The sequence below is a fragment of the Zavarzinia sp. CC-PAN008 genome, from assembly GCF_051903925.1.
GTDB lineage: Bacteria > Pseudomonadota > Alphaproteobacteria > Zavarziniales > Zavarziniaceae.
This window is the reverse complement of the sequence record NZ_CP173678.1, coordinates 1,613,216-1,633,402: the sequence shown is the minus strand read 5'-3', so window position 1 is coordinate 1,633,402 and position 20,187 is coordinate 1,613,216. Positions and strand designations below refer to the sequence as shown.

Annotated in this window: 15 protein-coding genes; 7 read left to right on the top strand and 8 right to left on the bottom strand. The window is 67.4% G+C overall.

The window, feature by feature from the left end; translation table 11 throughout:
- Nucleotides 1-14 precede the first annotated feature (14 nt).
- From ACI6GS_RS07690 to ACI6GS_RS07675, 4 genes are all read left to right on the top strand, one after another.
- The gene (locus ACI6GS_RS07690; RefSeq protein WP_439817203.1) at nucleotides 15-3,266 is read left to right on the top strand and encodes a beta strand repeat-containing protein; all 3,252 of its coding nucleotides are present in this window, start codon (nucleotides 15-17) and stop codon (nucleotides 3,264-3,266) included.
- A 102-nt stretch (nucleotides 3,267-3,368) separates the two neighbouring features.
- Nucleotides 3,369-6,587, top strand: coding sequence for a beta strand repeat-containing protein (locus ACI6GS_RS07685; protein WP_439817202.1), 3,219 nt, complete (start codon nucleotides 3,369-3,371; stop codon nucleotides 6,585-6,587).
- 119 nt (nucleotides 6,588-6,706) lie between these two features.
- Nucleotides 6,707-8,143, top strand: a complete 1,437-nt coding sequence (locus ACI6GS_RS07680) for a circularly permuted type 2 ATP-grasp protein (RefSeq protein ID WP_439817201.1) — start codon at nucleotides 6,707-6,709, stop codon at nucleotides 8,141-8,143.
- Nucleotides 8,136-9,233 (top strand): alpha-E domain-containing protein, encoded by a 1,098-nt coding sequence (locus ACI6GS_RS07675; RefSeq protein WP_439817200.1) that lies wholly within the window; start codon nucleotides 8,136-8,138, stop codon nucleotides 9,231-9,233. The genes ACI6GS_RS07680 and ACI6GS_RS07675 overlap by 8 nt, the downstream gene beginning before the upstream one ends.
- A gap of 198 nt (nucleotides 9,234-9,431) precedes the next feature.
- Here ACI6GS_RS07675 and ACI6GS_RS07670 read toward each other — a convergent pair whose 3' ends face one another.
- From ACI6GS_RS07670 to ACI6GS_RS07635, 8 genes are all read right to left on the bottom strand, one after another.
- The gene (locus tag ACI6GS_RS07670; protein WP_439817199.1) at nucleotides 9,432-11,144 is read right to left on the bottom strand and encodes a PP2C family protein-serine/threonine phosphatase; all 1,713 of its coding nucleotides are present in this window, start codon (nucleotides 11,142-11,144) and stop codon (nucleotides 9,432-9,434) included.
- A gap of 36 nt (nucleotides 11,145-11,180) precedes the next feature.
- Nucleotides 11,181-11,969 (bottom strand): substrate-binding periplasmic protein, encoded by a 789-nt coding sequence (locus ACI6GS_RS07665; RefSeq protein ID WP_439817198.1) that lies wholly within the window; start codon nucleotides 11,967-11,969, stop codon nucleotides 11,181-11,183.
- Nucleotides 11,969-12,829, bottom strand: coding sequence for a GGDEF domain-containing protein (locus tag ACI6GS_RS07660; RefSeq protein ID WP_439817197.1), 861 nt, complete (start codon nucleotides 12,827-12,829; stop codon nucleotides 11,969-11,971). Before ACI6GS_RS07660 ends, ACI6GS_RS07665 begins: the two co-directional genes overlap by 1 nt.
- 8 nt (nucleotides 12,830-12,837) lie before the next feature.
- Nucleotides 12,838-13,251 carry a DUF1987 domain-containing protein gene (locus ACI6GS_RS07655; protein ID WP_439817196.1) on the bottom strand — a complete coding sequence of 138 codons (414 nt, stop codon included), beginning with the start codon at nucleotides 13,249-13,251 and terminating at the stop codon, nucleotides 12,838-12,840.
- Complete coding sequence (locus tag ACI6GS_RS07650; protein ID WP_439817195.1) at nucleotides 13,248-13,796, bottom strand: SiaB family protein kinase; 549 nt, start codon at nucleotides 13,794-13,796, stop codon at nucleotides 13,248-13,250. The genes ACI6GS_RS07655 and ACI6GS_RS07650 overlap by 4 nt, the downstream gene beginning before the upstream one ends.
- 88 nt (nucleotides 13,797-13,884) lie before the next feature.
- Nucleotides 13,885-14,547 carry a heme exporter protein CcmB gene (ccmB, locus tag ACI6GS_RS07645; protein WP_439817194.1) on the bottom strand — a complete coding sequence of 221 codons (663 nt, stop codon included), beginning with the start codon at nucleotides 14,545-14,547 and terminating at the stop codon, nucleotides 13,885-13,887.
- An 8-nt stretch (nucleotides 14,548-14,555) separates the two neighbouring features.
- Entirely contained in the window at nucleotides 14,556-15,161 is a 606-nt protein-coding gene (gene ccmA / locus ACI6GS_RS07640) for a heme ABC exporter ATP-binding protein CcmA (RefSeq protein WP_439817193.1), read from the bottom strand.
- Nucleotides 15,162-15,179: 18 nt separating this feature from the next.
- Entirely contained in the window at nucleotides 15,180-15,947 is a 768-nt protein-coding gene (locus ACI6GS_RS07635; protein ID WP_439817192.1) for a crotonase/enoyl-CoA hydratase family protein, read from the bottom strand.
- A gap of 366 nt (nucleotides 15,948-16,313) precedes the next feature.
- Here ACI6GS_RS07635 and ACI6GS_RS07630 point away from each other — a divergent pair, with 366 nt between their 5' ends.
- From ACI6GS_RS07630 to ACI6GS_RS07620, 3 genes are read left to right on the top strand one after another with little or no spacing between them, the layout of a single operon-like run.
- On the top strand, nucleotides 16,314-17,336 hold the full coding sequence (locus tag ACI6GS_RS07630) for a putative 2-aminoethylphosphonate ABC transporter substrate-binding protein (RefSeq protein WP_439817191.1): 1,023 nt from the start codon (nucleotides 16,314-16,316) through the stop codon (nucleotides 17,334-17,336).
- Nucleotides 17,337-17,373: 37 nt separating this feature from the next.
- On the top strand, nucleotides 17,374-18,474 hold the full coding sequence (locus tag ACI6GS_RS07625) for a putative 2-aminoethylphosphonate ABC transporter ATP-binding protein (protein ID WP_439817190.1): 1,101 nt from the start codon (nucleotides 17,374-17,376) through the stop codon (nucleotides 18,472-18,474).
- Nucleotides 18,471-20,183 carry a putative 2-aminoethylphosphonate ABC transporter permease subunit gene (locus ACI6GS_RS07620; RefSeq protein ID WP_439817189.1) on the top strand — a complete coding sequence of 571 codons (1,713 nt, stop codon included), beginning with the start codon at nucleotides 18,471-18,473 and terminating at the stop codon, nucleotides 20,181-20,183. The genes ACI6GS_RS07625 and ACI6GS_RS07620 overlap by 4 nt, the downstream gene beginning before the upstream one ends.
- Nucleotides 20,184-20,187 lie beyond the last annotated feature (4 nt).

The window sequence follows — 20,187 nt, the reverse complement described above, 5'->3', positions numbered from 1 at the left end:
GGACGGCAACGATCATGGCAACCTTGAACGGCACCACCGGCACCGACACGTTCGTTGGGTCGAACACCGTCGCCGACGTCTTCACCTTCACGCCGGCGACCTATTCGCTGTCGGACACGGTGATTGGCGGCTCTGGCGACGGGGACCGGCTGGTCTTTTCGGGCGTGCCGGGGCCGGGCGGCTACAGGTTCAACCAGAACGTCTCGCAGGTCGAGATCGTGCAGGTCCTGGCGTCGGCCGGCAGCATCACCTCGATCACGTTGAGCAGCGACCTGATCGGCAGCGCCAACACGATGCTGACGCTGGCCGGCGGGGCCGGCAGCGACACGCTGAAGGTCGACACGTTCACGGTCAGCGCGGTCTCGATCGTGGGCAATGGCGGCAACAACGTGCTGGTCGGGGGCGGGGGCGACGACGTGCTGCTGGTCGGCACCACGACGGCCGGCAACACCAACACGCTGGACGGCGGCAGTGGCAACGACACCCTGACCGGCGGCGCCAGCACCGACATCATGATCGGCGGCCTGGGCAACGACACCTATACGGTCGACCGCACCAGCGACCGGGTGATCGAGCAGGCGAACGGCGGGACCGACACGGTCCTGTCCAGCGTCAGCTTCACACTGGCGGGCGTGTTTGCCGAGAACGTGACGCTGCTGGGCGCGGCCAACCTGAACGCGACCGGCAACAGCTTCGCCAACACCCTGACCGGCACTGCCGGCAACAATGTGCTGGACGGGGCGGCGGGTGCCGACCTGATGATCGGGGGGTCCGGCAACGACACCTATATCGTCGACAATGCCGGCGATCGCATCACCGAGTTTGCCAATGGTGGCCTGGACCAGCTGCGCACCACGGCCAGCACCACCCTGGGCAGCGGGGCGGAGATCGAGGTCATCACCCTGCTGGGCAGCGGCAACCTCAATGTCACCGGCAGCAATACGGCCAACACGATCGTTGGCAATGGCGGCGCCAACGTCCTGCTGGGCCTGGCCGGGGCGGACCTGATCCTGGGCAATGGCGGCAACGACACGCTGGACGGCGGGGCTGCGGCCGACACCCTGTTCGGCCATGCCGGCAACGATACGCTGATCGGCGGCACGGGTGTCGATACCCTGAACGGCGGCGGCGGCGACGACATCTACGGGATCGACAATCCGGCCGACCTGGTGGGTGAGGCTGCCAATGGCGGCATCGACACGGTGCGCGCCAGTGCCAGCTTCAGCCTGGCCAACAAGGCCCAGGTCGAGCACATCGTCCTGCTGGGCACCGCCAACCTGAACGCCACGGGCAATGCGCTGGCCAACAGCCTGACCGGCAACACGGGCAACAACGTGCTGGACGGTGGTGCTGGTGCCGACGTGATGGCGGGCGGCCTGGGCAATGACAGCTACATCGTCGACAACGCCGGCGACCGGGTGGTGGAGGCGGCAAACGGCGGCACCGACGGCATCTCCACCACGCTGAGCTACACACTGGCGGGGCTTCAGGTCGAGAACCTGAAGCTGCTTGGCACGGGCAACCTGAACGCCACGGGCAACAGCTTCGCCAACATCCTGACCGGCAATGCGGGCAGCAACGTCCTGAACGGCGCAGGCGGCGCCGACCGCATGTTCGGGGGCAAGGGCGACGACACCTACATCGTCGACAACGCGAGCGACCAGGTCGGCGAGGCGGCGAACGAGGGCACAGACACGGTCCGCAGCGCCCTCAGCTTCACCCTTGGTGCCAATGTCGAGAACCTCGTCCTGCTGGAGGGGGGCAGCCTGGCCGGGACCGGAAACGACCTGGACAACGTGATCACAGGCAACGCCGCGAGCAATGTCCTGAGCGGAAACGGCGGTGTCGATCGCATCCAGGGCAATGGCGGAAACGACACGATCACTGGAGGTGCCGGCAACGACACCCTGCTGGGCAATGCGGGCAACGACACCCTGATCGGCAGCAGCGGCATCGACCTGCTCGCGGGCGGCAGCGGCGATGACAGCTACGTCGTCGATGATGCGGGCGACCTCGTGGTCGAGAACGCCAATGGCGGCACCGACACGGTCACGGCCTTCGTCAGCTTCGACCTGTCGTCGTCACCCAATGTCGAAAACCTGACCCTGAACGGCGCAGCCCCACTGGTGGCCGTTGGAAATGCCCTGGACAATGTCCTGACGGGCAATGCCGGCAGCAACACGCTGGACGGCGGTGCAGGCGCCGACACGATGATCGGCGGCGGCTCAAACGGCGGCGACACCTTCTTTGTCGATAATCCAGGCGACGTAATTGTCGCGTCCGGATCGAGTGCAAATACAATCTACAGCACATTATCCGTTGACATCAGCGCAATGCCAGTCAGCACAGTTTTTCTTCTGGGAACTGCTGACTTGTCTGTGATCGGCAATTCATTGAGTAATATTTTCTACGGAAATTCTGGGGACAATACACTACAGGGCTTTGCTGGAAACAACAGGATGCATGGAGGAGTAGGCAACGACACTCTCTATGGCGGCGACAGTTTCGACACACTATACGGCGATGGCGGGAATGACTGGCTGGAGGGTGGCGGCGGCATCAACTACCTGTATGGCGGCGACGGCGACGACCGGATCCTCGGTGGCAACTTCGGCAACTCGATCCTCGGCGGAGACGGGAACGACACGATCTACGGTGGGACCGGCAAAAACCTGATCCTTGGCGAAAGTGGCGACGACCTGCTCATCGGCGGCTCTGGTGAAGGCACGCTGGCGGGCCAGGGCGGCAACGATACGCTGGATGGCCGAGGCGGCACCTACTACCTGTCCGGCGGCACGGGTGATGACACGTACATCGTCGACAATGCCAATGAAGAACCCCTTGACGTCAGTGGCAACGACACTGTAATGGCGAGTGTCAGCTTCGTTCTAAGGTACTTTGACAATAATGTTCTTGAGAATCTCATATTGACCGGTACCGCTGATATTGATGGCACAGGCAATAATGCTGCAAACAAGATTACCGGAAACTTCGGTGACAACACTCTTACGGGTCTTCTGGGTTCTGATACGTTCATCTTCGATGGTACGTTCGGACAGGACAGGGTCGTCGACTTCACCGCCGGCGGCGGTGCCGGCCATGACTTCCTGGACCTGTCGGCGACGGCCTTCACGGACTTTGCCGACGTGCTGAATTCGACCGCCGATGTGGCCGGCAGTGTCATCATCACCCTTGATGCCGGGAACACCATCACGTTGACCGGTATCCTGAAGGCCGAGCTGACCGAGGCCGACTTCGTCTTCTGACCTCGCGTCTTTGTGGACATTCCGCGGTGATTTGCAGCCCTGTCGGCCGACAGGTAGTCTGCGGGCCTTAGCCCGGCTTGGCCCGCACGGGTGAGGATCACCATGGCAACGTTCAACGGCACCACCGGCACCGACACGTTCGTCGGGGCCAACAACGTGGCCGACGTCTTCACCTTCACACCAGCCACCTATTCGCTGTCCGATACCGTCATCGGCGGCTCCGGTCCCGGTGATCGGCTGGTCTTCTCAGGCACGCCGGGGTCCGGCGGCTATACGTTCAACCGCAATGTTGCCCAGATCGAGATCGTGCAGGTGCTTGCACCATCGGGCAGCGTCACCTCGATCACGCTGAGCAGCGATCTCGTGGACAGCGCCAACCAGACCCTCACCCTGCTGGGTGGGGCCGGCAGCGACACGCTGAAGGTTGATCCCTTCACGGCCACCGTCGTGTCGATCGTGGGCAATGGCGGCAACAATGTGCTGGTCGGCGGCGGGGGCGACGATGTGCTGCTGGTCGGCACCACGTCCGCTGGCAACACCAACACGCTCGATGGCGGCAGTGGCAACGACACCCTGACCGGCGGCGCCAGCACCGACATCATGATCGGCGGCCTGGGCAACGACACCTATACGGTCGACCGCACCAGCGACCGGGTGATCGAGCAGGCGAACGGCGGGACCGACACGGTCCTGTCCAGCGTCAGCTTCTCGCTGGCGGGCGTGTTTGCCGAGAACGTGACGCTGCTGGGCGCGGGCAACCTGAACGCGACCGGCAACAGCTTCGCCAACACCCTGACCGGCACCGCCGGCAACAACGTGCTGGACGGGGCGGCGGGTGCCGACCTGATGATCGGGGGTTCGGGCAACGACACCTATGTCGTCGACAATGCCGGCGACCGCATCATCGAGGTCGCCAATGGCGGCGTGGACCAGGTGCGCACCACGGCCAGCACCACCCTGGGCAGCGGGGCGGAGGTCGAGGTCATCACCCTGCTGGGCGGCGGCAACCTCAACGTCACCGGCAGCAATACGGCCAACACGATCGTTGGCAATGGCGGCGCCAACGTCCTGCTGGGCCTGGCCGGGGCGGACCTGATCCTGGGCAATGGCGGCAACGACACTTTGGACGGCGGGGCAGACGCCGACACGCTGTTCGGCCATGCCGGCAACGACACGCTGGTCGGCGGCACGGGCGTGGACACGATGTTCGGCGGCAGCGGCAACGACGTGTACCAGGTCGACAATCCGGCCGACCTGGTGGGTGAGGCTGCCAATGGCGGCATAGACACGGTGCGCGCCAGTGCCAGCTTCAGCCTGGCCAACAAGGCGCAGGTCGAACACATCGTCCTGCTGGGCTCAGCCAACCTGAACGCCACGGGCAATGCGCTGGCCAACAGCCTGACCGGCAACACGGGCAACAACGTGCTGGACGGCGGCACGGGCGCCGACGTGATGGCGGGCGGCCTGGGCAGTGACAGCTACATCGTCGACAGCGCCGGCGACCGGGTGGTGGAGGCGGCGAACGGCGGCACCGACGGCATCTCCACCACGCTGAGCTACACGCTGGCGGGGCTTCAGGTCGAGAACCTGAAGCTGCTTGGCACGGGCAACCTGAACGCCACGGGCAACAGCTTCGCCAACATCCTGACCGGCAATGCCGGCAACAAGGTCCTGAACGGCATGGCCGGCACCGACCGCATGTTCGGGGGCAAGGGCGACGACACCTACATCGTCGACAACGCGAGCGACCAGGTCGGCGAGGCCGCGAACGAGGGCACCGACACGGTCCGCAGCGCGGTCAGCTTCATCCTGGGCGCCAATGTCGAGAACCTGGTCCTGCTCGGCGGCAGCGCCATCAACGGCACGGGCAACACGCTCGCCAACACGATCCTGGGCAACGTCGGCAACAACACCCTGATCGGCGGCGGCGGAACGGATCGCATCCTGGGCTTTGAGGGCAACGATGTCCTCACTGCCAACGGAATGCTCTATGGCGGTAGTGGCAATGACACGCTGACGGGCTCTGGCTGGCTCGACGGCGGCGAAGGCAACGACGTGCTGAGCGGCGCCACCGGAACGCTGATTGGCGGAGCCGGCGACGACACATACTCCGGCAATGGCAGCCCGGTCCTGATTGAGACAGCCAATGGCGGGAGCGACACAGTTCGGATCAATGGCAATTTTGACCTGTCGAACACGCCGCACATCGAGAACGTGGTCCTGTTTGGGTTCAGCGAAGGCACGGTCATCGGCAACGACCTGTCGAACCACATCATCGGCAACTCAGCCGACAACTTCATCGATGGCGGCGCGGGTGCCGACACGATGCTTGGTGGCGATGGTCGGGACACCTACGTCGTCGACGACCCAGGCGACCGTGTCATCGAGGGCAATGGCGACAACAGCGGTCGGGACGTCATCCTTGCCACGGCATCGGTAACCCTCGCCGGCACCTTCGTCGAGGAGGTCACGCTGCTTGGCTCGGACGCGATCGACGCCTTGGGCAACATGCAGGTCAATACGCTGGTCGGAAATGCCGGCGACAACACGCTGTCCGGCCTGGATGGCAATGACACCGTGATCGGCAATGGCGGCAACGACCTGATCATGGGCGGTAGTGGCGACGATTTTGTCCAGGTTTACGACACTTACTCCCCCCAACTCGATGGCAATTCGACGCTGATGGGCCAGGACGGCGACGATTACATTGCTGGCGGCCTTGGGCACGATACGCTCTATGGGGGTGCCAACCGTGACTTTCTGATCGGCAATGATGGGAATGACTGGCTGGACGGCGGTAGCGGGTTTGACGGGATGGCCGGTGAGTCAGGTGACGACGTCTATGTGGTGGACGATCCAGGCGACCAGGTGGTGTTTGACGAAGGCGGCCCCGGTGGCGGACACGACACAGTCCTGTCCAGTGTCAGCTTCAATCTGTCGGGCAGCCAGCAATTGGAATCCCAGCTTGAGGATCTGGTCCTGACGGGTGCCGGGGATATCGACGGCACTGGAACAGACTTGGAAAATCGCCTGACCGGCAACATGGGCGACAACGTTCTGACGGGCCTGGGGGGAGCCGACACGTTCGTGTTCAACGCGGTCTTCGGCAACGACACGGTCACGGACTTCACTGCGGGTGGCGGTACCGGCCATGACCTGCTCGACCTGTCGGCGACGGCGTTCACGGACTTTGCCGACGTGATGGCCTCGACCGCCGATGTGGGGGGCGGAGCCGTCATCACGCTGGATGCCAACAATACAATCACCTTGACCGGCGTCCTGAAGGCCGAGCTGACCGAGGCCGACTTCGTCTTCGCCTGAGCGCGCCCCCGCCCCACCCACGCGGCGTTATGCGCACGGGCCGAATGCCAAGGCCCTGTTGCGGCGCGGTGCCGACAGGGTAGGGTTGAGGCCGGATGCGCGCTGAAAGAGAGGTGACGATGGCTGGGGTGCTGGAGCACTACAGTCAGGGGCAAAGCTACTGCGAGATGCTTGGGCGGGCGGAAGCCCCGGCCGAGCACACGGCCGAGATCCAGCGCAGGCTGGCTCAGATCGATCTTGCGGAACTGCGCCGCCGGGCCGCCGATACCGAGCGCGAACTCTATAACCAGGGCATCACGTTCACCGTGTATTCCGATACCGGTGCAATCGACCGCATCCTGCCCTTTGACGTCATCCCCCGCGTGCTGAGCCGCGAGGCCTGGCAGACGCTGCAGGCGGGCGTGGTCCAGCGGGTGCAGGCGCTGAACCTGTTCCTGGGCGATGTCTATGGCGCCCAGCACGCGCTGAAGGACGGCATCATCCCGCGCGAACTGGTGCTGGGCAATGCCAACTACCGCCCCGAGATGGCGGGGATCAAGGTCGCCCACGGCACCTATGTCAACATCTGCGGCATCGACGTGGTGCGCGACCAGATGGGCGAGTTCATGGTGCTGGAGGACAATGCCCGCACCCCGTCGGGCGTGTCCTATGTCCTTGAGAACCGCAACATGATGCTGCGGGCCTTTCCCGACCTGGTCTCCGACATTCCGCTGCAGCCGGTCGATGACTATGGCCCGCAATTGCAGCAGGCCATGGTCGAGATGGCGCCCGCGGGCGTGTCCGACCCGCAGGTCGTCCTGCTGTCGCCCGGCACCTACAACTCGGCCTATTTCGAGCACATCTTCCTGAGCCGGGAGATGGGCGTGCCCCTGGTCGAGGGCAGCGACCTGGTCGTGGTCAATGATCGCGTCTGGATGAAGACGACCGAAGGGCTGGCCCCCGTCCACGTCATCTATCGCCGCATCAACGACGACTTCCTGGACCCCGAGGTGTTCCGCCCCGACAGCGCCCTGGGCGTGCCGGGCCTGATGCGGGCCTATGCCAAGGGCAATGTGGCGCTGGCCAATGCGGTGGGCACGGGGGTCGCCGACGACAAGGCGGTCTATGCCTACATGCCGCGGCTCATCAAGTACTACCTGGACCAGGACCCGATCCTGAAGAATGTCGAGACGCACATCTGTCGCGAGCCCGACGCCCTGGCCTATACGCTGGAGCACCTGCACGAGCTGGTGACCAAGCCAGTGGGCGAGGCTGGCGGCTATGGCATCACCATCGGCCCCCGCGCCACGGCCGAGGAACTGGCCGATGCCCGGGCGAAGCTGATCGAGGATCCCGACAACTATATCAGCCAGCCGATGATCCAGCTCTCCGTCTGCCCCACCCTGACCGAGGATGGGGTCGAGGCGCGCCATGTCGACCTGCGGCCGTTCGCGGTCACCGGGCGCAGCACCTGGGTCCTGCCCGGCGGCCTGACCCGCGTCGCCCTGCGCCGCGGCTCGATGATCGTGAATTCCAGCCAGGGAGGCGGGTCGAAAGACACGTGGGTCCTTGGCTAGGTTGCTGGCACGCTTTGCCGAGAACACGTTCTGGCTGGCCCGCTACATGGAGCGGGCGGAGAACCTGGCCCGCCTGCTGCAGGTCAACGAAACCTTCAGCCGCGATGCGCAGGGCAACCAGAACTGGCTGTCGATCATCCAGCTGAACGCGGACGAGGAGCGCTTCTTCAAGATCCACCCCAAGGCCTCGGCCGCGGCGGTGGCGCGCTACTACCTGGCCGACACGACCAATCCCAGTTCGATCCTGTCGTGCATCAAGGCGGCCCGGGACAATGCGCGGACGCTGAGGCCGCTGATCTCGACCGAGATGTGGACGCAGCTCAACGTGTTCTACCGCGACCTATCGGCCGTGGGGCAGGACGTCTCCCTCAACAGCCTGGTGCGCGTCTGCGACCGCATCAAGGAGGGCTGCCAGACCCATAACGGGATCGTGGAGGGGACCTTCTATCGCGACCAGGGCTGGCACTTCTACCAGCTGGGCAAGCTGATCGAGCGGGCGGACCAGACGACGCGCCTGCTCGACATCAAGTATCACCTGCTGCTCCCCTCGGTGTCCGATGTCGGCTCGGCGCTCGACGTCAGCCAGTGGAACGCGGTGCTGCGCTCGGCGGCCGGCTACCACGCCTTTCGCCGGGTGCATCCGCGCGGCATGAGCCCGTCGGCCGTGGCCGAGTTCCTGCTGTTCGACGACAGCTTCCCCCGTTCCGTGTCCGGCGCCGTGCGGCAGGCGGAGGAACTGCTGCACGGCCTGCGCCTGCGCTTTGGCGTGCGGGCGGGGAACAAGGTGCTGGAGAAGTTCGACGATCTGCGCGGCACGATGCAGTCGGACACGATCAAGGACGTGCTGCGCCTGGGCCTGCACCAGTACCTGGACTGGGTCCAGCGCAAGCTGGTCGACCTTACGAACGAGGTCGGGGCCTCGTTCTTCTACTACGTGCCGCCTGGCGACGCGCCCGCCGCCCAGTCGCATCAGGTGGCGGAACCGGCCCAGACGCAAAGCCAGTCCCAGTCCCAGGACGGCCAAGGCCAGTCGCAGAGCCAAGGTCAGTCCCAGAGCCAAGGTCAGTCGCAGAGCCAGACGCAGCTCTGAAGGCACGCCCCTGTTCCTTCCCCCCTCACGGGGGGAAGGTCAGGATGGGGGGCGGCGGCGACGCGCCTTCGCTTGAGATGAAGGTATTGGCGTGGATGCCCCCCACCCCACCCTCCCCCGCGAGGGCGGAGGGCTTTCATGACGGCAATCCTCGCGAGGTCCGGATCACCAGACCGGCGACGCCAGGCTGCCCACGCCTCAAAGCGGCTGGATGCCGATCAGGCTCATGTCGTCGCGCAGGCGTTCCTCGCCGCGATAGGTAGCAAGGTCGCTCTCGATCCCGGCCAGGCGCGTGGCCATCGGCTGGCCGGCGGTGCGTTCGAGCAGGCGGGCGAGGCGCTTGCGCCCCATCAGGCGGCGTGGGCTGCCGCCCATCTGGTCGGGCACGCCGTCCGTCATCATGAACAGGGACAGGCCCGGTTCCAGCGGGATCGCGTGGGAGGTCAGTGGCGCCGCGTCGCCCACCTGGCGATAGCCCAGGCTGCGCCGATCGCCCTTCAGCTCCGCCACCACGCCGTCGCGGCAGACCAGCAGCGGCAGGCCGGCACTGGCATAGTGCGCGGTGCGGTCGGCGGGGTCGATCACCAGGCAGGCGGCGTCGAATCCGTCGTCGGCATCGCCGCCCAGGCCGTCGCTGCGATCCTGGCGCAGGCCGGAGCGCACCAGGGCGTCCAGCGCCTCCAGCACCTCGACCGGATCGCGCAGGCGGCGCTCGTGCAGGACGCGGTCCAGCGCCGCCGCGACGACCAGCGTGACAAAGGCCCCGGGCACGCCATGGCCAGTGCAATCCGCCAGCACGACATAGGCGCGGCCGTCGATCTGCTCCAGCCAATAATAGTCGCCGCCGACCAGGTGCAGCGGCTGCCACATCACGGCGATGTCGCGGACCAGGCCCGCAAGGTCGGCCGCCTGGGGCAGCTGCGCGGTCTGGATGCGCCGGGCATAGCGCAGGCTCTCCAGCAGCAGGCGGTTGGCCTCGTCCAGCTGGGCGTGCGCGCTGTTCAGGGCCGCCAGGGCCTGCTCGGTCTGGGCCTTGCCCACGCTGAGCGCCTGGTTGCTCTCCTCCAGCGCCTGGGTGCGCTCGACCACGCGCGCCTCCAGCGTGCGGGTCAGGTCGGTCAGCTGCCCCTCCGCCCGGTCGCGCGCGTCCAGCCCCGCCTGGCTCTCCGCCAGCAGGGCGTTGAGCGACGTGACCAGCGAGCCCAGCTCGTCATCCGCATGATCGCGGATCTGCGGCACCAGGTGGGCGCCCGGCCGCGCCGGGTCGATGCGGCCGATCGCGGCGCTGAGGCGGACCAGCGGCCGCGTGATCATCAGGTAGAAGATGCCGATCAGGACGCCCGCGATGGCAAAGGCCCGGGCCAGGCCGATGCCAGCATTGGTCGCCGCGCGCTGGAAGAAGCCGCTGGCGACGAGCTCGGGCGAGAGCGCGATCTCCATCCGGCCCACGTCGTCGCGCGTGGCGCCATAGGTCAGCGGCCGCGTGATCGACACGACATCGCCAAACAGCGCGTCGGCCAGCGGGTTCGCACCCGTGCCCCCCTCGCGCTGACGCTCGGCCAGGACGTTGCCGAAATTGTCGACCATGCGCACGCGCGCGACCGTCTCGCGCCGGAACAGGCCGTCCACGATCTGGGCGGCCAGGGGCGCGCTCATCTGGAACGCCGCCTCGTCCGCGGACGAGCCGACGGTGGCCGCCGTCTCCACCAGCTCGGCCCGGGCCGCGGCGCGCATGCTGCGCCAGTCGAAATAGAGCTCGAGCCCGCTGGTGATCAGGCCGAAGCCCAGCGCCACCAGGAAGGTCACGACAGCCTGTCGCGCGGTCAGGCCGCGGCGGCGGCCCGGCACGCCGCGGGCAGCGCTCCCCGGACCGGACGCGGCATCAGGGTCGGCCGGGGCCGGGAATGCCATCGGTTGCGTACTCACACGGAAAAGGGGCAGGTGGGATCAGCGCCGGTCCAGGCCGGCCTCGACCCCGTGGCGCTGGCGCATGGCCTCGACCCGCGTGCCGTTGGCCATGATCCATTCGTCCAGCTGGCGGATCACCTCGCCCTTGGTCAGGGTCGAGATGCGATAGACCGCCGCCGAATAGGGCAGGCCCGGATCGAAGACCAGGGCTTCCGCGGGCAGGCCGGCCTCCCGCGCTTCGCGCGTGGCGACGGCGACATTGACATAGGCCCCATCGATGCGGCCGGTCGTCACCTGGGCGACCAGGGCACGCATGTCCCCGTTCTCGACCAGGACCGGCTTGCCCTGGGCGATCCGGTCCAGCCAGACATAGGGCGCGAAACCCGTGATCGTGCCCAGCTTGCCGATCGCCTCGGGGGCTGAGCCGACCTTGGCCTGGGTCACCATCGTGCCGTCGATATAGCGGGCCATGCCGCCGCTGTAGACAAGCGCCTTGCCTGCGCGTTCCTCCGCGCGCCAGCTGGGATCGTCGGGGAACTTGAAGTCGACCTGCCCCGCGAACAGCGAGGCATAGAGCCGCGGTACAGGCAGCGGGCGATACTCGAAGACATAGCCCCGGTCCTGGGCGAAGGCATCCAGAAGCTCGCGGGCAAAGCCCACATACTGCCCGTCGGCCACACCATAGACCGGCATGTAGTCCTGGTTCTCAACCCCCACGACCAGCTTCACCGGCTCCTGTGCGCTGGCCCCGGCACGCGGCGACGCCCAGGCCGCAAGCGCCGCAAGGCCCAGCAGGACAAGGCCGCGGCGGGACGGCCCGCGGGGCATCAGGTGGCCCCCATCAGGCTGCGGCGCGCGGTGTTTCGGCCGTCGCTCTTGGCGCGGTAGAGCGCCTCGTCCGCGCGGGACAGGGCCTGGTCCAGCATGGTCTCGCCCGACTCGGCGACCGTGACGCCGATGCTCAGCGTCAGTTCGATCGCGTGCCCGTCGCGCACCAGGGGCTCGACCTCTGCGGTCCGGCGCAGGCGCTCGGCGATCTCCAGGGCCTGCTCCATGCCCGTCTCGGGCAGCAGGACGGCGAATTCCTCGCCCCCCATGCGACCGAAGACATCGCCATCGCGCAGGCCCGCCTGGCAGACGCGCGTCAGATGCTGCAGGGCGGCATCGCCCGCGGCATGGCCGAAGCGGTCGTTGACCGCCTTGAAATGGTCGACGTCCAGCAGCAGCAGGCCCAGCGGCCGCCCCGTGCGGGCACTGCGCCGCAACTCGTGCGCCGCCAGTTCCAGCAGCCGCCGCCTGGTCAGCGCGCCGGTCAGGACGTCGATCGAGGCCTGGCGCCGCAATTCGGCCTCCAGCTCGCCGCGCTGCTCGATCTCGCATTCCAGCTTGGTGTTCAGTACGCGCAGGTCATGTGCCTGCTCGGCCAGGCGGCGATTGGCCACCTGCAGGTCGCGCTGCATCCGGTCGCTCAGCCGGATCAGGCGCTGCTGCTCGCGAAAGCTCTGGCGGAACGCGTCGGAGAAAGCACGCACGCCCCCCTGGACCCGCTCCAGGCGCTCGATCATGGCCTCGGCCTCGGCCAGGATGCGCTCCTCCGCCTCGAACAGGCTGTAGCTCTGCGAAGGCACGTCCGGTGCCGGAGAGGCGGGCGCCAGCAGGTCTTCGAGAAGCCGGGGCGCGGCGGACATGGGCTGGTTCATGATTTGGCACACATGTTGAACTGGGCACTCTCGAAGTCCTCGGCGAAGTCCTCGCCGAATTCCTGCATGGCCTCGTCATCCGCCGCATAGTGCCAGTTGATCGTGACCGAGGCGCCGGCCTGGGCCGTGCGTTCCAGGACCTGGAACAGGTTCATGATCGCCTTGGCGCTGGAGGAGTTGAAATAGGCCAGTTCGAGATCGAAAACGATCGCATCCGCCGGATCGGTCAGGTGGGCGCGAACGCCGTTGATCAGCGGCCCAAAGAAGGCCGCCGCATCCTCGGGGTAGGATTCGCCCTTCAGCGACAGCCTGCCCGTGGCGAAGTCGAAGTCGACGGCGGGCGAGCGATCGGTCGCCACCACCACGATCCGGTCGGAGGGCAGGGCGGCTGCCTCGTTCACAGCGGTCATATGAACACCTTGAGGCAGAAGAAGCTGGAATTGGCGTCAAGCGGGGTGAAGTCGAACTGCAGGGGCTCGCTGGCCCGGCGGGCAATCTCGATCAGGCCGATCGTGGCGCCCTTGCTGTCTTCCTCGGGCGGCTCGCGCAGCTTCTGGCGATAGAGGGTCCGGATTGCCTCCTTGTCCAGGCCCTGGAGCACGCCCAGGCGGTCCTTCAGGCGCGGCACCTCGCCATTTGACACGGTATTGCCACAGACGACGAAGAAGCGCTGCTGCTCCGCGCCCACGGCGATCAGGCCAGAGCTGAGCTCGACCGGCTCCGGCGCGCCGCCCACGCGGTCCGACGAATAGCGGATGACGTTCTGGACCTGCTCGACGAAGACCGAGAACACGCGCTTCGTCACATTGGCGTCGGCATCGGCCAAGGTCAGCTTCTGTTTCAGCGCCTCGCCCAGGGCGAAGAGCACACCTTCCGACAGATAGCCGGTAAAGCAGAAGATCACCCCCTGGTCGTGCAGGGCGGATCGGAAGCTGAGGTACTCGGGAGCCAGCATCAGGTCTACACTCGATACGCGGTACGCCCACAATCCGCCAGACTGGTTAACCCTTGATTTAAGGACCCATGCGCGCGCCGCAGGCGTCTCAGGACGCGATGGCCAGCCTGAGCGCGGCGGCGGCGGCCAGGGGTGCCAGCGGCAGGGCGCCCAGCAGGATGGCCCCCAGCAAGGGCAACGCCCCCGGCGCGCCCGCCACCACGCCCACGCCAAAGATCAGGATCGGCACATAGAGCGGCAGGACCAGGAGCGAGAGCAGGACGCCGCCGCGCCGGACACCGGCGGTCAGTGCCGCGCCCACGGCGCCGATCAGGCTGAGGCTGGGCGTGCCCACAGCCATCGCCAGGAGGACGCGGGCCAGCACCTCACCATCCAGGTTCAGGATCAGGCCCAGCACGGGCGAGAGCACGATCAGCGGCACGCCGGTGGTCAGCCAGTGGGCCAGGCACTTCGCCCCCACGACCAGGACCAGCGGCATGGGCTGGACCGCCAGCAGGTCCAGGCTGCCGTCCTCAAGGTCCGTCTGGAACAGCCGTTCCAGCGCCAGCAGCGTGGCCAGGAGTGCCGCGACGAACAGCACGCCCGGCCCGATGCGGCTGAGCAGCGGCAGGTCCGGCCCGATGCCGAGGGGGAACAGGCTGGTCGCGACCAGGTAGAAGCCGAGCACGACCCAGGCGCCGCCACCCGGCGACAGGCCCAGGCGAACGTCGCGCCCCACAATGACCCAGAAGGCATTCATCCAGGCGTTCATTCAGGCAGTCATTTGAGCGCGAACACCTCGGCATCGTCGAGGCCCAGCGGAATATGGCTGGCCGCGATCACGGACCCGCCGGCCGCCCGGTGGGCCGCGATGGCCGCGACCAGCGCCTCGACGCCCGCAACATCCAGCGAAACGGTGGGCTCGTCCAGCAGCCATAGCCGCTTTGGCGCCAGCAGCAGGCGCGCCAGGCCCAGCCTGCGCTTCTGCCCGGCCGAGAGCAGGCGGGCCGGCAGGTCGGCCAGGCCCTTCAACCCGAAATGGGCAAGGGCCGCCGGAACATCGGCCCGCGGCACGCCACCCGCCCCGGCCCAGAAGGCCAGGTTCTCGGCCACGCCCAGCGACAGCTTGATGCCGTCCAGGTGGCCGACATAGGCGATATCGGCGCGATAGGCGTCCGGATCGTCGTCGACGGCGACGCCCCGCCAAAGCAGGCGGCCCTCCGCCGGCTGAAGCAGCGTGGCCAGCAGACGCAGCAGCGAGGACTTGCCTGCTCCGTTGGGGCCCACCAGGACCATCGCCTGGCCCGCCGCCAGGCTCAGGCTCAACTTGGCGAAGACGACCCGCTCCCCCCGGATGCAGGCCAGCGATTGCGCCTCAAGACTCAAGCAAACCCCTCGATCTCGTCAGGACGCGGCGGCACCGTGCCGCCCCGCACCGGCGGCGAAGCGTGCGGCACCGGCGCGCATCTCCTCGCCCAGGACCTGGCTGCCCAGGTGGAACTCGTTGGCGATGGCGGCATCCAGGTTCAACGACCATTGCTCATATGCCGATTGCCGGTCGGCCAGCATGCAGGCCTGTGGCAGGGCGGCCAGTTGGCGCGCCAGGTCCTGGGCCGCGCGACGCGCCTCGCCCCTGGGCACCACCCGGTTGGCCAGGCCCATGGCCAGCGCCTCGTCCGCTCCGACCGCGCGGCCGGTCAGGATCAGGTCCAGCGCGCGGCCCATGCCGACCACGCGCGGCAGGCGCACCGTGCCGCCATCGATCAGGGGCACGCCCCAGCGCCGGCAGAAGACGCCCATGATCGCGTCCGCCTCCACCACCCTCAGGTCGCACCACAGCGCGAGCTCCAGGCCGCCGGCCACGGCATGGCCGTCGATCGCGGCGATCACCGGCTTGGCCAGCCACATGCGCGACGGTCCCATGGGGCCGTCGCCTTCCGGCGACATGCGGTTGACGCCGTCCCCCGTGGCGACCGCCTTGAGGTCGGCACCGGCGCAGAACACGCCGTTGTCGCCGCACAGGACCGCAACGCGCGCCTCGGCATCGGCCTCGAAAGCCGCGAACGCCGCGACCAGCTCGTCGGCCGCCTGGCGGTTGACGGCGTTGCGCGCCTCTGGCCGGTTCATGATCACGGTCGTGACGGGACCGTCCCGTTCCACCCGTACCGTCACTGCGGCGCCGTCCCTGCGCGATGCCTCATGTCCCGTCCCCTTCCCCGCGATGTCTCGTGCTCCAGGCCCGCCGCCCTGGCGGCGCGTCCCGGCCTTCTTGTTCTGCTGGGCACTCTACAGACTGCCCAGGCCCAGGGTCGAGGCCCCAAGGGCCTGCGCCCGGCATGGCAGGAGGCGCAGGTGGGGCGGCGACGGTTGGCCCCCGTGCCGCAGATTCCGCAACGTCGCCATGGCAGAAGGCAGCCCGTTCCTGCACTGTAACGGAGTATGCGTTTCGACATGGCGGGGCCGGAACCGTAGCTGTCACTGCAGAGTCACGGAGCGTCCCTACAAGCATCACCATTCAGCCTGAGGGGATCGGACGGAATGTTGTATCGCAGCTTCGCGGCGGGCGTGGCCCTGGCCGCCATGGCCTTCGCCAACGTGGCACAGGCCCAGACCGAGCTCACGGTCTATACCGCGATCGAGGCGGACCAGCTGGCCGAGTACAAGGCCGCCTTCGAGAAGGACAATCCCGACATCACCATCAACTGGGTCCGCGATTCGACCGGCGTCGTCACGGCCAAGCTGCTGGCGGAGAAGGCAGCCCCCGTCGCCGACGTGGTCTGGGGCCTGGCCGCAACCTCGCTCATGCTGCTCGATTCCGAGGGCATGCTGATGCCCTATGCGCCCAAGGGCCTGGACCAGATCAAGCCGAACATGCGCGATGCCGCCAACCCGCCGAAGTGGGTGGGCATGGACGTCTGGGCGTCCGCCATGTGCTTCAACACGGCCGAGGCGGAGGCCAAGAGCCTGCCGCGTCCGGCCACCTGGGCCGACCTGGCCAAGCCCGAGTACAAGGGCATGGTCGGCATGCCCAACCCCGCCTCCTCCGGCACGGGCTACCTGATGGTGTCCTACTGGCTGCAGTCGATGGGTGAGGACGCCGGCTGGGCCTACATGGACAAGCTGCACGAGAACATCGCCGCCTATACCCATTCGGGGTCCAAGCCCTGCCGCCAGGCGGGCGCCGGGGAATATGCGATCGGCCTGTCGTTCGAGTACCGCGGCAACAAGACCAAGGCCGATGGCGCGCCGATCGACGTGATCCTGCCGACCGATGGCCTGGGCTGGGACATGGAGGCGACCGCGATCCTGGCGGCCACCGACACGCCCGAGGCGGCGCAGCGCCTGGCCGACTGGGCGGCCAGCCCGACCGCCAACGCGATCTATGCCAAGGGTTATGCCGTGGTCGCCATCCCCGGCATCCAGAAGCCGCTGGAATTCGTCGAGGGCGATGTCGAGGCGCTGCTGGGCAAGAACGACTTCACCTGGGCCGCGACCAACCGCGACCGGATCCTGGCGGAGTGGAGCAAGCGCTACGACAGCAAGTCCGAGCCCAAGACCTGAGCGGCGCGGAGCTTCCGTGATGGACCGCGGACCTGCCATGGCGAGCCTTCACCCTGAGACGGGCGAGGTTCCCTATCTCAGCGTCCGCGGCGTCACCAAGCGGTTCGGGTCGGCCACCGTCCTGCACGGGGTCGACCTGGACGTGATGCGGGGCGAGTTCGTCTGCTTCCTGGGCCCCTCGGGCTGTGGCAAGACGACGTTGCTGCGCGCGATTTCCGGCCTCGACGTGCAGACGTCGGGCCAGATCTTCCAGGACGGCCGCGACATCTCGGCGCTCGCCGTGCAGGACCGCGACTTCGGGATCGTCTTCCAATCCTATGCACTGTTCCCGAACCTGACGGTCAGGGCCAACATCGCCTATGGCCTGGAAAGCCGGGGCCGCCCGCGGGCCGAGATCCGCGCCCGCGTGGATGAACTGCTCGACATGGTCGGCCTGCCCGAGCACGCCAACAAGTACCCGGCGCAGCTGTCCGGCGGCCAGCAGCAGCGCGTGGCGATCGCCCGTGCGCTGGCCCTGTCGCCCGGCCTGCTGCTGCTGGACGAGCCCTTGTCGGCGCTCGACGCGCGGGTCCGCGCGCGCCTGCGGGGCGAGATCCGCGACCTGCAGCGCCGGCTTGGCATCACCACGATCATGGTCACCCACGATCAGGAGGAGGCCATGACCATGGCCGACCGGATCGTGGTCATGAACAAGGGCCGCATCGACCAGGTCGGCACGCCGACCGAGATCTATGCCGCCCCCGCCACCCCCTTCGTCGCCGACTTCATCGGCAAGATGAACTTCCTGAACGGCCACCTGATCGACGCCAGCCACGTCGACCTGCGCGGGGCGCACATCACCTTCCAGCCGGCGACGACCTTCGCGCCCGGCCTGGGGGTCAGTGCCTGCATCCGGCCGGAGGACATCCAGGTGCGCGGCATCGCGCCGGACGCGCCGAACCGCCTGGTGGGCCAGGTCGGGATCATGGAGTTCATGGGCAGCCACTTCCTGACCACGGTGCATGTCGACGGCACCAATCTCAGCCTGTCGGCCGCCCTGTCGCTGACCGACGTGCGCGACCTGGGCATCGCCTCGGGCCAGTCGCTGGGGATCGCGCTGCCGCCGGAGCGCATCCTGGTGTTCCCGACACCGGCATGACCATCGCCCTGCCCGGCATGGCGGCGCGGCGCGCCCCGCGCGTGCGGCAGCGGGTCGGCCGCGACGACATCGTCGCTCGCATCGGCCTGGTTGCCCTGCTGCTCTTCCTGCTGCTCAGCGTCGTCCTGCCGCTCTGGGGCCTGTTGTCCAAGGCCTTCCAGGACCGCGGCGGCGGCTTTGTCGGCCTGGGCAACTTCGTCGCCTATTTCGCGACACCCGGCCTCAGCGCGTCGGCCTGGAACAGCCTCAGCCTGTCCCTGATCGCCACGCTGATCTGCGTGACACTTGCCTTCGGCTTTGCCTATGCGCTGACGCGGACGCGCATGCCGGGACGCAGGACGTTCCGCGCCATCGCGCAGATCCCGCTGCTGGCGCCGTCGCTGCTGCCGGCGATCAGCCTGGTCTACCTGTTCGGGGCCAAGGGGCTGATGACCCCCCTGCTGATGGGCAACACCATCTATGGCCCCATCGGCATCGTCATCGGCTCGGCCTTCTGGACCTTCCCGCACGCGCTGATCATCCTGGTCACCGCCCTCTCCCTGGCCGATCAGCGCCTGTACGAGGCGGCGGAGGCACTGGGCGCCCGGCCCGCGCGGATCTTCTGGACCGTCACGCTGCCGGGTGCCCGGTTCGGCCTGATCAGCGCCTTCCTCGTCGTGTTCATCCTGGTCATCACCGATTTCGGCGTGCCAAAGGTCATCGGCGGCAGCACCAACATGCTGGCGACCGACATCTACAAGCAGGTGATCGGGCAGCAGAACTTCCAGATGGGTGCCGTGGTCGGCATTCTTCTGCTGCTGCCGGCGGTCGGCGCCTTCGTCATCCAGCGCATCGTGGAACGACGTCAGGCGGCCCAGGTGTCCGCCCGCATCGTGCCGTTCCAACCGCGCGTGCGCCCCGTGGTCGACCGGGTGATGTTCGTCTTCTGCCTGGGCGTCAGCGCGATCCTGGTGGGCATGATCGGCATCGCCTTCTTTGCCTCGATCATCAAGTTCTGGCCCTATGACTTCACGCCCTCGCTGCGCCATTACGACTTCGACCGCATGGATGGCGGCGGCTGGGCGTCGTACCTGAATTCGCTGGAACTGGCGGCCTGGACCGCGCTGGTCGGCACGGCGATCGTCTTCACCGGCGCCTGGCTGGTGGAGAAGACGCGCACCCTGCCGCCGCTGCGCCAGGGGCTTCAGATGATGGCGCTGCTGCCACTGGCGGTGCCGGGCCTGGCGCTGGGGCTGGGCTACATCTTCTTCTTCAACGACCCCGCCAATCCGCTGCGGTTCCTCTACCACACGATGGCGATCATGGTCCTGTGCACGGTCGCCCACTTCTATGCCGTGGCGCACCTGACCGCTGTCACCGCGTTGAAGCAGATGGATCCTGAGTTCGAGCAGGTCTCCGCCTCGCTCAAGGTCCCTGCCTGGCGGACTTTCCTGACGGTCAACGTGCCCGTCTGCCTGCCGGCGATCCTGGACATTTCCATGTACCTGTTCGTCAACGCGATGACGACGGTGTCGGCTGTCGTGTTCCTGTACTCGCCGCACACGACGCTCGCCGCCATCGCCGTTCTCAACATGGACGATGCGGGCGACGTGGCGCCGGCCGCCGCCATGGCGATGATGCTGTTCTTCACCGCCGCCACGGTCCGCCTGTCCTACGAACTAGCGACACGCGGCCTGCTCCGCCGGGCCCAGCGCTGGCGCCTGCGCTGATTGA